Source organism: Myxococcus sp. MH1, assembly GCF_059738865.1.
Genome location: NZ_AP026947.1, coordinates 2,266,145 through 2,280,354 on the forward strand (window position 1 = coordinate 2,266,145; position 14,210 = coordinate 2,280,354).

The following is a 14,210-nucleotide window of genomic DNA, read 5'->3' on the forward strand; positions in this document are numbered from 1 at the left end:
CTCTTCTACCTGGAGCCATTGCTCGACCTTGATGCCCGCCAGGGGATGAGCCCATCCCGTCGGCGCGGTCTTGGCGGGTCGGGGGCGTCCTGGCGGGACCCGGCGGGGGACAGCGCGCCGAGCGCCCGAACGGAGCCGACGCAGCGACCCTGCGTGGGGGCGGTGAATGTGCGACGCGTGCTCCCGCCGCACGTTTCCCTCGAGCCCATCCGGAGTCGGGCGTCGCCGCCAGACCCGTCTCCGTGGACGCCCTGGCGACCCGCCAGCCTCGCGACGAAGCGGCACCGTGAGCGCTCATGCGCATCCCCGTCCCCACCCGCCGCCTGCCCTGTCCCCTGGAAGAGGCCACGGGGCTCGCATCCGACGAAGTGCTGGCGCGACGCGGGCAGTATGGCCGCAATGACGTGGTGGTGAGGCCCCGCCGCTCCACCCTGGCGAGCCTTCGCGAGGCGGCGGGCGACCCGATGCTCTGGTTCCTCGTGGGGATGAGCACGCTCTACCTCGTGCTGGGCAAGGTGTCGGAGGGGCTGGTGCTGCTGGGAGCCATTGCTCCACTGCTCGGCATGGATGCCTTCCTTCACCATCGCACGCGCGTCTCCACCGAGGGCCTGCAGAGCCGGTTGGCGGCGCGGGCCGTCGTGCTCCGGGATGGGCGCGAGGCGGAGGTCCCCGCCGCGGAGGTGGTGGTGGGGGACCTGGCCCGCGTGGACGCCGGTGCCTACTTCCCCGCCGATGGCCTGGTCGTGCGGGGCGAGGCACTCCAGGCCGAGGAGTCCTCGCTGACGGGCGAGTCCCTGCCGGTGGGCAAGCGGCCCCTGGGCCAGCTGCCGCCCGGAGAGGCGCCACCCGTGGAGGGGCGATACTGGGGCCTCGCCGGGACGCGCCTGCTGACGGGGACGGCCTGGGTGCGCGTCGTCTACACGGGCGCCGACACGCTCTATGGGAGCATCGTGCGCTCCGCCGAGCGGGGCGCGCGAGCCCGTACACCGCTCCAGCAGGCCGTGGCGCAGCTGGTCTCCGTCCTGGTGATGGTGGCCGCCGGGCTGTGTGGCGTCCTCGCCTTCGTCCGCTGGCGCCAGGGCTTCGGATGGGCGGATGCGCTTTTGAGCGCCGCCACGCTCGGCGTGGCCGCGCTCCCCGAGGAGTTCCCCCTGGCGCTCACCTTCTTCCTGGGCGCGGGCGTCTACCGGCTCGCGCGCAGGCAGGCCCTGGTGCGGCGCGCCGTCTCCGTGGAGAACATCGGCCGGGTCACGTGCATCTGCTCCGACAAGACGGGCACGCTGACGGAGGGTCGGCTGGGCGTGGCCAGGGTGCTCCCCTCGTCGGACGTCACCCGGGAGGAGCTGCTGCGCGTCGCGGCGCTGGCGTCGCGCGAGGAAGGGCAGGACCCGCTCGACACCGCGCTGCTCGAAGAGGCCGCGCGGGCCTCGGTCCCCGTGCGCGGAGGGCGGGTCCGGGCCACGTTCCCCTTCACGGAGGAGCGCCAGCGGGAGACCGCGGTGGTGGAGGAGGGCGCTGGGCTGCTCGCCGCCGTGAAGGGCGCTCCCGAACAGGTGATGGCCCGCGCTGCGCTCGCGCCCGACGACCGGGCGGCGTGGGCCCAGCGCGTCTCGGCGCTCGCGCGCGAGGGGCGCAAGGTCATCGCGTGCGCGAGTCAGCCGCTGGACCCCGCCTCGTGGCGTGGGGGCGAGCCCGACCAGGGCTTCCACTTCCTGGGGGTCATCGCCTGCGAGGACCCGATTCGCGTCGGGGTCAGGGAGGCGGTGCGCGAGTGCAGGGAGGCGGGGCTGCGCACCGTGATGGTGACAGGGGACCATCCGGAGACGGCGTTGACGGTGGCGCGGGAGCTGGGGCTCGGCGGCGCACGGCCCGTGGTCATGACGGGCGAGGTGCTGGAGGCGCGCCTTCAGGACGCGGGCGCGCCCCCGGCGGTGGACGTGGTGGCCCGGGCGCTGCCGGCCCAGAAGCACGCGCTGGTGCGGGCGCTGCAAGAGCACGGCGAGGTGGTGGCGGCGACGGGGGACGGGGTGAACGACATCCCCGCGCTCCAGTCCGCCGACGTGGGCATCTGCATGGGGGAGCGCGGGACGCGCGGCGCGCGCGAGGCCTCGTCCATCGTGTTGCTCGACGACGACTTCGGCACGCTGGTGCGCGCCATCGCGGAGGGCCGACAGCTCTTCGACAACCTCCAGCGCTGCTTCCAGTACCTGCTGCTCGTCCACATCCCGCTCGTGTTCACGGCCGCGCTGCTCCCGCTGGCGGGCTATCCGCTGCTGTACCTGCCCATCCACATCGTGTGGTTGGAGCTCATCATCCACCCCACGGCGATGCTGGCCTTCCAGGAGGCGGCGCGGCCGGGCCGGCTGGGGCCCTCCCGGGGACGGAGCGCCACGCGCGTCTTCTCCTCGCGGGACTGGGTCACCCTCGTGGTGGCGGGCGGGTTGCTGACCGCGGGACTGGTCTGGGGCTACGACCGGAGCCTCGGCCCCACGCGCGACGTGGAGCACGGTCGCGCGGTGGCGCTGGCCTCGCTCACGCTCGCGAGCGCCTGCTTCGCGGCCGTGCTCACGGGGCTGCGCACCCGCACGGCCCGGTGGATCTGCGCTTTGTCCCTGGGCGTGTCCGTCCTGCTCATCCAGGTGCGGCCCTTCGCGGCGGTGCTGGGGCTGCACCCCTTGCATGTCGATGACTGGGCGCGCGTCGCGCTGGGGGTGCTGGTGGCGCTGGTGCCGCTGCTCATCGGACGTGGGCTGGGTCCTGTCTCCGGAAGAAGGGCCCCTTGGCCTGCTCCGCTGCGACGACATACAGCAGGGTGATGGTGGTCACCGCCACGAGCAGCAGGAGGGGAGGGCGCACGAAGCCGAGGACGCTCGCGTGGGGGATGAAGGGCACCAGGAAGGTGAGCGCGATGACGGCCCCCGTGGAGACCAGCAGCAGCCTCCCAGGGCGGCTGCGGTAGAAGGGACGGCGCGTGCGCACCACCAGCGCGACCGCCAGCTCCGTCAGCAGCGACTCGATGAACCAGCCGGTGCGGAACAGCTCGGGGCCGGCGTGGAACAGCTGCCGCAGCACCCCGAAGGTGAGGACGTCGAAGAGCGAGCTCAGCAGTCCGAAGGTCACCATGAACCGCCCGATGAGGCGCTTGTCCCAGCGCCGCGGCCGGTCCACCAGCTCGGGGTCCACGCTGTCGCCCGCCAGCCCCACCGCGGGGATGTCGGAGAGGAAGTTGTTCAGGAGGATCTGCCCCGGCAGCAGCGGCAGGAAGGGAAGGAACAGCGAGGCGGCCGCCATGCTGATCATGTTCCCCAGGTTCGCGCTCGTCGTGGTGAGCACGTACTTCATCGTGTTGGCGAACGTCCTGCGCCCCTCCTCGATGCCGTGTCGGACGACGTCCAGGTGTCGCCGGAGGAGGACGAAGTCCGCGGCCTCCCGGGCCACGTCCGCGGCCTGGTCCACGGAGAGGCTGGCATCGGCCGCGTGCATCGCCGGGGCGTCGTTCACCCCGTCTCCCAGGAAGCCCACCACATGGCCCTGCTTCTTCAGCGCCAGGATGATGCGCTCCTTCTGGGTCGGGTCCACCTCGACGAAGAGCTCCACGTGCTCGACCTGGTGCCACAGCGCCTCGTCCGTCAGGTGGTGGAGCCGGGCGCCCGTGAGCACCCGCTCGGCGCCGAGCCCCACCTGCCTCGCGACGTGCTCCGCGACCCTGCGGCTGTCTCCGGTGATGAGCTTGACGCGCACCCCCAACCCGGAGAGCTCCAGGAGGGCCTCCCGGGCGCCCGCCTTGGGCTGGTCGACGAAGGTCAAGAATCCCAGGAAGGTCAGCTCGTGCTCGTCTTCCCGCGTGTAGCGCTCCCGGGCCTGGATGGCGCGCGTCGCCAGGGCCAGCACGCGCACTCCCTGTTCTCCCCAGGCGTCGACCTGGTCCTGGAGCCTCGCCCGGAGCGGCGCGTCGAGCGGGGCTCCTCCGGCCGTCCGGGTGCAGGCCTCCACGACCTGGGGGAAGGCCCCCTTGGTGACGAGCAGGACCTCGCCACCCTGGCGGACGATGACGGACAGGCGCTTGCGGACGAAGTCGTAGGGAATCTCCCCCAGCTTCCGGGCGCCCTCGGCCGGGAGCGGTCGCGCCCGGAGGATGGCCTCGTCGAGCGGATTGGCCAGGCCCGCCTGGAGTCCGGCGTTGAGGGTCGCCAGGGTGAGGACGTGCTCGGATGGCTGGCCCGAGGTGTCGTGGGCCCCCAGGAGGCTGACGACCCCTTCGGTCAGGGTCCCCGTCTTGTCGGTGCACAGCACGTCCATGCTGCCCAGGTTCTCGATGGCGCCGAGCCTGCGGACCAGCACGCCTCGGTTGGCCATGGCCTGAGAGCCTGCGGAGAGGTTCACGCTGAGGATGGCCGGCAGCAGCTCCGGGCTCAGCCCCACCGCGAGGGCGAGGGCGAACAGGAGCGTCTCCAGGGGCGGCCGGTTCAGCAGCGTGTTGATGGCGACGACGGTGAGCACCATCACCATCATGGTGGTGAGCAGGACATGACCGAACTGCCTCAGGCCCCGGTCGAACTCCGTCTCGGGGGCCCGGAGCGCCAGGTGTCGGGTGATGCCTCCGAAAGACGTGTCCCGGCCGGTCGCGACGACGAGGCATCGGCCGGTGCCATTGCGCACATGAGTCCCCCGGAAGACGCAGTTGTCACGTCCGATGAGCGCCGCCTCGGGGAGCGCGCTCCCGGGGCGTTTCTCCACCGGGAAGCTCTCTCCGGTCAGCACCGCCTGGCTGACGAACAGGTCCGTCGCCTCGAGGAGGCGGGCGTCCGCGGGCACCACGCTGCCCGCCGACAGCAGCACGACATCCCCCGGGACGATGTCCGGCAGCGGCGCGGTGGTGGGTCGCCCGTCGCGCAGGACCTTCACCCCGGTCGTGACCTGCTCCCTCAGCCGCGCGATGGTGGCCTGGGCCTTGTACTCGCGTGAGTAGCCGAGCAGCACGCTGCCCGACAGGATGGCCAGGACGATGAGGGCATCGCTCCACGCGCCGGTGAACGCGGAGATGGCCGCCGCGATGACCAGGAGCAGGACCAGGGGGCTCTTGAGCTGGCCCCAGACGACGCCCAGGCGGGAGGGCGCATGCGTCTGCTCCACCGCGTTCGCGCGGTGAAGCTCCCGCCGACGCGCGGCCTCCTCACGGGAGAGTCCCTCGGGGGTCGTCCGCAGGGCCTCGAGCAGGGCCGGGAGGGACTGACTCCAATATCGCTCGACGGGGCTCGGACGGGAGGCCTCCCGTTGCCCGCGCAGCTCGCGCCTGGACAGCAGCAGCCCGGGGACCAGGGGGAGGTAGAAGCTGAACCCACGGAACAGCAGCGTCGCCGAGAGCGACGCCTCCATCGAGACGCCCATCAGGTGCAGCAGGCCGATGGACGCGGCCTCGAACGTCCCGAGGCCGCCGGGGACGACCCCGAGCGTGCGGGCCAGCGTGGACAGCATGAACGCCGTGAAGACCCCCGCCGCGGGAGCGTCCACCCCCACCGAGCGGAGCAGGGCCCACAGGGTCGCGGCGTCGAGCAGGTGGATGAGGAAGTTGTAGCCGGTGGCCTCGCCCAGCACCCGGGGGCTGTGCGTCAGTGACGGTGGTGCTTCGCTGAGCGCCTCGAGGAGGGTCCTGGCGCCGGGAATCCTCGCGATGCGCCGCGAGGACGGGACACCGCCGCGCCCCCTTCGGGACAGTCGCAGGAGCAGGCCGATGAGCGCGCCGGTGAGGACGATGAGCACCCCCGTGGCGAGCCACACCAGCGCGCGCGCCTCGCCGACCCAGCCCTCCGTCCCGAGCGCGAGCAACAGTCCCAGGATGAGCGCGGCCTGGTTGGTCATCGTCTCGACCACCACACACGCCATCACGGCCCCTCGGCCGACCCCCCGCCGGGTCATCCCCTGGACGATGAGCACCGAGCCGCTGATGCCCGCGGAGGGGAGGGCCTGGTCGATGAAGAGCTTGGCGACGCTCATCGAATAGAGCGCGCCTCGCGGGACGCGGAAGGGCGTCCTCGCCAGCACGGCGCTCCACACCGCGGACTGGGACAGGTACGTCGCCGCCTGCAGCAGCGCGGCGAGCAGCAGCCAGGAGGGCGCCGCCCGACGCAGCATCAAGGCGAAGTCCCGCTCCTCCGTCCATCGCGTGGCGACCAGGACGACGGACGCCAGCAGCGCGAGTCCGAAGCCCCACCTGCGCCACTCCATCCGGGGCCGCGGCCCCGCCCCGCGCTCAGCCCGGGGGGGAGGCTCGCGGCGGTGTCTGTCCATGCTGCGATGAAGCATGCGCGGACACTCCCAGCCGCCCCACCGGGCGCCTCCGCGGAGGCGCCTCGGGCGCGGGCCGCGTCCCCCGCGGTGCGGGGCCGGCTCCTGGCGGGACGAGGCTCACGCCTTGCCCTTGGCCGGGCCACTGCCGATGGGGATGCGCCTGGACCTGCCCTCCGGGCGCTTGGGGATGTTCAGGGTGAGCACGCCCTCCTTCAGCTCCGCGTTGACGTTGTCCAGGTCCACGCCCTCCGGCACGGTGAAGGTCCGGGCGAAGCTGCCGTGGCTGCGCTCGTACGTGAAATAGCGCTCGCCCTCCTCGCGCTTCTCCTCTTCGCGCTTGCCGCTGATGGTGAGCCGCTGCCCGGTGACGGAAATCTCCACGTCCTCCTGCTGGATGCCCGGCAGGTCCGCCTTGAAGACGTAGGCGTCCTGCGTCTCCTTGACGTCGAAGTCGGGGGAGAGCGTCCAGTCCTCCCTGGCTCCCGGCACCAGCCCTCGCAGTGACTCCGTGGGGGCTGCCTGGAGCAGCTCCCGCATCTGAGCGAAGGGGTCCCAGGATTGCTCGCTGCTCGCGAGCCTCTTCGCGCGTCGGACGGGAAGCATTGCCATGGTTCATGACCTCCTTGGGGCTGACCGGCGCGCGCCATGCGTGCCAGGCCTCTGGCTCCCTCTTGAAGGGTAAGGGGGGCCTCGGAGCGCGCAAGGTGTGCTGGGCCCCGGACGCGGGGGCCATCGCCGCCCTGCCCGTGTTGGGGCTTCCTCTCGGACCGCCACGACAGACCTGCCCCCGTGCCCGGCCTCGGCGAGCGTGCGGCCTGCCGCCGTGGACTCACGCGTGAGGTGGGTGTGGCTGGTCGGCCGACGCTTGCGTGGGGAGGGTGAAGCAGAAGGTGCTTCCCTGTCCGGGGCGGCTGTCCACCCAGAGCTTGCCGCCATGCGCGTCGACGAGCCCCTTCACGATGGCGAGCCCGAGTCCCGCGCCCTCCTTCCTCCCCGCCTGCGCCTGCCAGAAGGGCTCGAAGACATGCGAGAGGTGTTCCGGTGCAATCCCGGGCCCTGAGTCCCGGACGGAGAACCTCATCATGGCTCCCTCGGGGACGGCCTGGAGGTGGACGTGTCCGCCGGCGGGCGTGAACTTGATGGCGTTGCCGAGCAGGTTGGAGAGGATTTGGACCACCCGGGCATGGTCGGCGAGGAGCGCCGGGGCGTGCAGGGGGACGTCACTGGAGAGCTGGATGGATTTCTCCTCGGCGAGCGCGCGGTGCAGGTCGAGCGCTTCCTGGACGAGCAACGCGCCATCCACCCGCGCACGCTCGACGAGCAGGTGCCCGGACTCCATCCGGGCGACATCCAGCAGGTCCTGGATGAGCCGTTGGGCCCGCTCCACCGCCTTGCGGAGGGTCTCGAGCGTCTGGGTGGGAGGCCGCTGGCCGGGGGGCCTCCTGCCGAGGGACTCCGTGCACAGCGCGACGACGTTCAGGGGCGTGCGGAGGTCGTGGGCGACGACGCGCAGGACTTCGTCCCGCAAGCGGGTCGCCTGCTCGGACCGCTCGTGGAGGCGGGCGTTGTCGATGGCGAGCGCCGCGCGGTTGGCCAGGGCCTCCGCCAGCGCCAGGTCCTGCTCGCCGTAGCGGCGCCCGGACTCGGACGTCCACAGCATGACCGCGCCCAGGGTCTGCTCCCGGGCCCGCAGCGGCACGATGAGTCCCGAGACGGACCCGAGGCCGCGCAGCAGGTCCAGCGGGCAGCCGTCCTCCCGCGGTGTCTCCGCTCCGGAGGACTCCGGCAGGACCACGGAGCGTCCCGTTCGGAGCACACCCGCGACGAGCTCCCCCTGGAGGGAGGGGAGGCACGGGTGGTGGGCGAGCAGCGCGTCCAGGCGCCTGGACTTCTCGGGGGAGACCGCCGCGGCTTGCACCGCCCGGACCTGCCCGTGCTCATCCACCAGGCCGACGATGCACCCGTCGGCCAGCGCGGGGACCGCGAGCCCCGTGACGGCGGCCATCGTCGTCCGGGAGTCCAGCGAGCCCGCCAGTCGTGGCCCCGCTTCCGCCAGGAAATGTTGGGCCCGCTCCAGCTCCTGGCGCTCGGAGATGTCCTGCACCTGCGCGATGAAGTGGAGCGGCTGCCCCCGGGAGTCACGGACCAACGAGGCGGTGAGCAGGATGCTCACGGTGTGCCCCTGCTTGTGCAGGTAGCGCTTCTCCAGTTGATAGGTGTGGACCTCCCCCCGCAGCAGTCGCTGTCTGTTCTGGAGCGTCACCTCCAGGTCCCCGGGCCAGGTGATGTCCCGGAAGGTCCGGGCGAGGAGCTCCTCCGGCGTGTAGCCAACGATGTCGCACATGGCGGAGTTCACGCTCAGGAACCGGTCATCCAGCCCGACCAGGGCCATGCCGGTTGGCGCGTTCGCGAACGCCGTGCGGAAGCGCTCCTCGCTGGTCCGGAGCACCTCCTCCGCCTGTCTGCGGGTCGAGATGTCGCGCAGGATGACGGTGAGCACGAGCGTGCCCTCCTGCTCCACCTTGGAGATGCTGGCCTCCGCGGGGAACTCCTCGCCATTGCTGCGCCGGCCGATGATGGTGCTCCGCTCGCCCATCTGTCGGGAGAGCCGGGAGCCCGCCGCGAATCGCTGGACGTGGTGCTGGTGGGCCCCTCGGTAGCGCTCCGGGAGCAGGATGTCCAGGGGCTGACCCACCGCGTCCCCTGCGGAGTACCCGAAGATGTGCTCCGCCCCCTCGTTGAAGAGGGTGATTCGCTGCCGCGTGTCGACGGAGATGATGGCGTCGACCGTGGTGGCGATGAGCCCGGACAGGCGCGCCTCCGCCAGCCGGAGCGACTTCTCCAGCGCGGCTCGGGAGCGCCTCGCCTGGCGCAGCCGCGGCAGGCGCAGGCGGGCCCAGAAGGAGGGCGCTCGTGGCGCTGTCCGTCGCATGCGACGCATCACCGCGCTCGCGCGGCCTCGAGCAACAGCCGTCGCTCCGCCGCCGCGATGACCTCGCGTGTGGCCCAGGCCGCCGCGGGGTCCACGGAGATGGACGTGATTCCCGCGCGCACCAGGTGCTCGGCGAACTCGGGGCGGTTGGAGGGGGCCTGACCGCAGAGGGAGCAGGTGATGCCGGCTTCACGGCTGGCCCGGATGATGCGGACGATGGCGTCCAGCACCGCCGCGTCCGCTTCATCGAACAGCTCCGCGCACGACTCGGAGTCCCGGTCGACCCCGAGCATCAGCTGCGTGAGGTCGTTGGAGCCGATGGACACGCCGCTGATGCCCAGCCGCGCGTACTCGGGGATGCGGTAGACGACCGAGGGCACCTCCGCCATCACCCAGCGCTCCAGCCCGCGGTGGCGGCCCAGGGGGCTTGCGTCCAGGGCCTCGAGGCAGGCGGCCAGCTCCCACGTGGTGCGCACGAAGGGAATCATCACGTGCAGGTTGGGGGTCTGCTCCCGCACGCGGGCGACCGCCTCCAGCTCGAGCCTGAACACCTCCGGCTCGCGGATGTACCGGTAGCAGCCGCGAAAGCCCATCATGGGGTTGGACTCGGCGGGCTCGAACTCGGCGCCGCCCTCCAGGCCCCGGAACTCGTTCGTCCGGAAGTCCGTGGTGCGGTACACCACCGGCCGCCTCCCGAAGGCGCGGGTGACCTGGAGCAGCGCGTCGGACATCCGCTCGACGAACTCGCGGCCGCGCCCCTCGGCGATGAGCTTGCGTGGGTGGACCCCGCCCAGCGCCTCGGTGAGCATGAACTCGGCGCGCAGCAGCCCCACGCCGTCCACGGGGAGCGCCGCCGCGTCGCGGGCCTGCTGGGGGAGGGCCAGATTGACGTAGAGGCGCGTGGCGAGCACTTCGGGCGTGGCGGTTCCAGCGGAGGCCAGGCCGCTCGGCCTCCGCGGCTCGGACGAGACGACCCCGGGGGCTTGCTGCTCCACCCGGCCTTCCAGGACCGTGCCCGCGGAGCCATCCACCGTCACCTCCTCGCCGTCCTGGAGCCGCCGGGTCGCCGTGCGCGTGCCCACCACGCAGGGCTTGCGCAGCTCCCGGCTGACGATGGCGGCATGGCAGGTCATCCCGCCGCTGTCGGTCACCACCGCGGCCGCGCGCCGGAGCGTCGGCACCCAGTCCGGAGAGGTCATCGGCGCCACCAGGACCTCGCCTGTCTGGAGCCGCCGGCCCTCCTCGGGGCTTCGCAGCACGCGCACGCGCCCCGTCGCGACCCCTGGAGAGGCGCCCAGCCCGGACACCCGGGGGCTTTTGGGCCGCGCGTCCTTGCGCTCCTCCTTCGTCGCCCCGCCCAGCGTCGTCACCGGACGCGACTGGACGAGATAGAGCCTGCCACCGGCCTGTGCCCATTCGATGTCCTGCGGCGCGCCATAGTGGCGCTCCACGCGCAGGCCCAGGCGCGCCAGCTCCAACACCTCCACGTCCTGGAGCACGCGCTGGTGGGCCTGCGCGGGGGAGAGCGCTTCGCGCCGCTCCTGGCCCACGCCATCGCGCACCCGCTGGAAGGACTTCTCCCCGACGCGCACCTCCAGCAGACGCGGCCCCTGCTTGGCCACCACGTACGTGTCCGGCTCCACCTGGCCGCTCACCACCACCTCGCCCAGGCCGTAGGCGGCCTCGATGATGACGCGGTGGAGGTCCCCGGTGGCCGGGTCCGCGGTGAACATGACCCCCGCGCGAGTCGAGTCCACCATGCGCTGCACGACGACGGCGATGGCCGGCTCCTCGGTGAGGCCCTGGGCCTTCCGGTAGGCCACCACGCGCTGTCCATAGGCCGAGGCCCAGCACGCGCGCAGCTTGTCGAGCAGCGCCTCGTCACCCACGACGTTGGTGTACGTCTCGTGCATGCCCGCGAAGGACGTGGCGCCGGTGTCCTCGGAGGTCGCCGAGGAGCGGACGGCCACGGCCCCCTGCTCGCCCAACTGGTGATAGGCGCCGAGCAGGGCGGAGCGCAGGCGCTCGGGCACGGGGACCTGGCGCACCGTGGCTCGCAGCGCCTCGGTGACCTCCGCCAGGGACTGCGGGTCCTCCGGGTCGACGCGCTGCCAGAGCTCGCGGAGCCGGGGGCGCACGGGCGCCATGGCCTCCTGGAAGGCGGCGGCGGTGACCACGAACCCCGGCGGTACGGGGAGGCTGGCGTGGGTCAGCTCCCCGAGATTGGCGCCCTTGCCTCCCGCCACGCTGACGTCATCTCGCGACAGCGAGTCGAACCAGCGGATGAGGTCTGGGGTGGCGCCGGGCGCGTCGGGCCGGACGGGCTGCTGGCTCTCATGGGAAGGGTCCATGCTTCCATCTCCTGTGTCAGCGCGCGTCCAGTCGTTCGATGAGGCGCGCGAGGTCCGTGAGGTGACGAGGGGCGGTGAAGCGGGCGCGGACCGTCTCACGGGCACGGCGCCCCAGCGCGGCGGCCCGCGCCGGGTCCTCCAGGAGCGAGCGCACCGCGCCCGCGAACGCCTCCGTGTCCTCGGCCTCCCGGATGAGCAGGCCGTTCTCCCCGGTGACGACCTGGTCCTGGAGTCCGCCCACCGCGCTCGCCACCACGGCGCGCTGCTTCCACATGGCCTCGGTGAGGGTGAGCCCGAAGCCCTCCTGGAGGCTCTTCTGCGTCACCACGCTCGCGTGGCGTTGCAGCGCGTTGACGATGGCGGCGTTCTCCTCGCTGTCGGCCATGGGCAGGCACGCCAGATGGACATGCTGGCGGACGAAGCGCGATTGCTGTCGCCACAGCGCGTGGACGTCCTCGAGGGTCGCCGCCGCGTCGGGGTCATCGGCCACGGACGTGACGGCGGGCCCCGCGAGCACCAGCTCCGCGTGCACGTGGGGCGCCTTGCGCAGCATCCTCGCGAACCCGAGCAGCACGCCCGCCGGGTCCTTCAGCGGATCCCACCGGGACACCTGCACCACGAGGGGAACTTCGGCGGTGGGCCCCGCGCCCAGCCGGATGACGTCCACGCCCCGCGACACGCGCCCCGTCACGCCGTCGGCGCGCGTGAAGACGGGCGCCGCCGTGTCCGGCGTCTCGCGCAGCAGACCGGTGGTCGCGAGGATGGCGCGCGCGACCTCGGGCGCCATGGGCTGGTTCTTCACCGCGAAGATGTCGATGGAGGGCTGGATGACGAGCGCCCGGCCCGCGCACTGGGGGGGCGCATACGCGGCCCGGCTGAAGACCGTGAGCCGGGCGGCGGCCAGGCCCGGCGCGAGGAACTCCCACGCCCGCTCCACCTCCGCGTTCGGCGTGTCCCGGCCGATATGGCAGCGCCAGGCCACGTGGGCGCCCGCGGAGGACAGGGCGGGGCCGAGCCCCACGGTCTGCGGGTCGTGCAGCAGGACCACGTCCCCGGGCTTCACCAGGACGAGGATCTCCTCCGCGTTGTCGCGGAGGACCTCGTCGTAGCAGTCGTGCTCGGACGTCCCCAGCCCGGAGCCGTCACCGGGGGAGCCATGCAGTGCATGGTGCAGCCGCTTGGTGATGTGGAAGAACTCCGGGGTGCCGGTGAGCACGAGCCAGCGCGCGTCCACGCCCGTGCCGCGCGCGTAGGCGATGAGGCGTGGGAGCATCTCCGCCACGCCGCCGCCCCTCGCCGTGGAGCTGATGTTCCAGAACGTGCGACCGGCCATTCGGGCCTGCGTCTGCTGTGCGAGCGTCCGCAGTGCGTTCCATCCCTGCTCGTCCAGCTCGTGCTCGAAGCGGGTGAGGGGTTCCGCCGGGACGTGCACCTCGAAGGGCTTGAGCATGGGGGCTCCGGTTCAGGCGGAGGGGGGCGTCACTCACGGGTGGATGACGACCTTGATGACGCCGTCGCGGCGCTGGCCGAAGAGCTCGTACGCGTCCCGGATGTCCTTCAGCGCGAAGTGGTGGGTGAGCAGGGGCGTCAGGTCGACCCGTCCCGACTGGACGACGGCCATCAGCCGGCGCATGCGCTCCTTGCCACCCGGGCACAGGGTGGTGACGACGCGGTGGTCCCCCAGCCCCGCGGCGAACGCGTCGTAGGGCAGCTGCAGCTTGCCCGAATAGACCCCCAGGCTGGAGAGGGTGCCGCCCGGACGCAGCGAGCGCAGGGCCGTCTCGAACGTCTCCTGGGCGCCCAGGGCCTCGATGGCCACGTCCGCGCCGCTCCCCGTCAGCCGCTTGACCTCCGCCACGACGTCCTGGCTTCGAGGGTCCAGCACCACGTCCACGCCCATCCGCCGGGCGAAGGCCCGCCGGGACTCGTCCCCGTCGACCCCGATGACCCGCGCGGCGCCCATCAACCGGGCGCCCAGGGAGGCACACAGTCCGATGGGGCCCTGGGCGAGGACGACCACGGTGTCGCCGATGCGCACGCCGCCCGACTCGGCGCCGCTGAATCCCGTGGAGGCGATGTCCGCCAGCAAGAGCACCTGTTCGTCCGAGAGCCCCGCGGGCACCGGCGCCAGGTTGGCCTGCGCGGAGGGAATCCGGACGTACTCGGCCTGGGCCCCATCCAGGGTGTTGCCCAGCCTCCAGCCGCCCATCGCCTCGTATCCCGTCCCATGTCCGCACTGGGACAGGTGTCCGGACAGGCAGGCGTTGCATTGCCCGCACGGCGTGATGGCGCCGACGAGGACGCGCTCGCCCGGTTGGAAGCCATGCACTCCGGAGCCCAGCTCCTCGATGACCCCCACCATTTCGTGGCCGAGCGTGAGGCCCGGCTTCACGGCGTACTCGCCTCGGACGATGTGCAGGTCCGTGCCGCAGATGGTCGTCGACGTCACGCGGACCACGGCTTCGCCCGCTCCAGCCCGGGGTTGCTCGACTTCCTCGAGACCGAAGTCCCCGACGCCTCGAAAGACGGTTGCTCGCATGATTCCCCCCCGGCGGGATGTGCCTCGGGTCCACCTCACGACAAACCTCAGGCGCATGCCATCGACGTGCAACGGCGACGCCCGCCTCGGGCCGTGGCCC

General features: G+C 72.4%; 7 protein-coding genes. 1 reads left to right on the forward strand and 6 read right to left on the reverse strand.

Annotated elements, in window-relative coordinates; genetic code table 11:
* Positions 1-296 precede the first annotated feature (296 nt).
* Complete coding sequence (locus AC6JA9_RS09440; RefSeq protein ID WP_483577206.1) at positions 297-2,816, forward strand: cation-translocating P-type ATPase; 2,520 nt, start codon at positions 297-299, stop codon at positions 2,814-2,816.
* Here the strand turns inward: AC6JA9_RS09440 and mgtA are convergent.
* The 6 genes from mgtA to AC6JA9_RS09470 form a co-directional block, all read right to left on the reverse strand.
* Positions 2,737-6,225: a magnesium-translocating P-type ATPase gene (gene mgtA, locus AC6JA9_RS09445; protein WP_223784506.1), complete on the reverse strand. Its 3,489-nt coding sequence runs from the start codon at positions 6,223-6,225 to the stop codon at positions 2,737-2,739. The two genes, AC6JA9_RS09440 and mgtA, sit on opposite strands and share 80 nt — an antisense overlap.
* A gap of 180 nt (positions 6,226-6,405) precedes the next feature.
* Entirely contained in the window at positions 6,406-6,897 is a 492-nt protein-coding gene (locus AC6JA9_RS09450) for an Hsp20/alpha crystallin family protein (RefSeq protein WP_141324781.1), read from the reverse strand.
* Between the two features lie 220 nt (positions 6,898-7,117).
* Entirely contained in the window at positions 7,118-9,220 is a 2,103-nt protein-coding gene (locus AC6JA9_RS09455) for a PAS domain-containing sensor histidine kinase (protein ID WP_497959530.1), read from the reverse strand.
* Between the two features lie 8 nt (positions 9,221-9,228).
* Entirely contained in the window at positions 9,229-11,571 is a 2,343-nt protein-coding gene (ppsA, locus tag AC6JA9_RS09460; RefSeq protein WP_497959531.1) for a phosphoenolpyruvate synthase, read from the reverse strand.
* 16 nt (positions 11,572-11,587) lie between these two features.
* On the reverse strand, positions 11,588-13,021 hold the full coding sequence (locus AC6JA9_RS09465) for a glycosyltransferase (RefSeq protein WP_497959532.1): 1,434 nt from the start codon (positions 13,019-13,021) through the stop codon (positions 11,588-11,590).
* A gap of 33 nt (positions 13,022-13,054) precedes the next feature.
* Positions 13,055-14,110, reverse strand: a complete 1,056-nt coding sequence (locus AC6JA9_RS09470) for a zinc-binding dehydrogenase (RefSeq protein WP_223747860.1) — start codon at positions 14,108-14,110, stop codon at positions 13,055-13,057.
* Between the last annotated feature and the right edge of the window lie 100 nt (positions 14,111-14,210).

What these genes read in the sequence shown, in the direction of transcription:
- AC6JA9_RS09440 (WP_483577206.1), top strand. Translation starts at nt 297, where the DNA reads ATGCGCATCCCCGTCCCCACCCGCCGCCTGCCCTGTCCCCTGGAAGAG.
- mgtA (WP_223784506.1), bottom strand. Translation starts at nt 6,225, where the DNA reads ATGGAGTGGCGCAGGTGGGGCTTCGGACTCGCGCTGCTGGCGTCCGTC.
- AC6JA9_RS09450 (WP_141324781.1), bottom strand. Translation starts at nt 6,897, where the DNA reads ATGGCAATGCTTCCCGTCCGACGCGCGAAGAGGCTCGCGAGCAGCGAG.
- AC6JA9_RS09455 (WP_497959530.1), bottom strand. Translation starts at nt 9,220, where the DNA reads ATGCGACGGACAGCGCCACGAGCGCCCTCCTTCTGGGCCCGCCTGCGC.
- ppsA (WP_497959531.1), bottom strand. Translation starts at nt 11,571, where the DNA reads ATGGACCCTTCCCATGAGAGCCAGCAGCCCGTCCGGCCCGACGCGCCC.
- AC6JA9_RS09465 (WP_497959532.1), bottom strand. Translation starts at nt 13,021, where the DNA reads ATGCTCAAGCCCTTCGAGGTGCACGTCCCGGCGGAACCCCTCACCCGC.
- AC6JA9_RS09470 (WP_223747860.1), bottom strand. Translation starts at nt 14,110, where the DNA reads ATGCGAGCAACCGTCTTTCGAGGCGTCGGGGACTTCGGTCTCGAGGAA.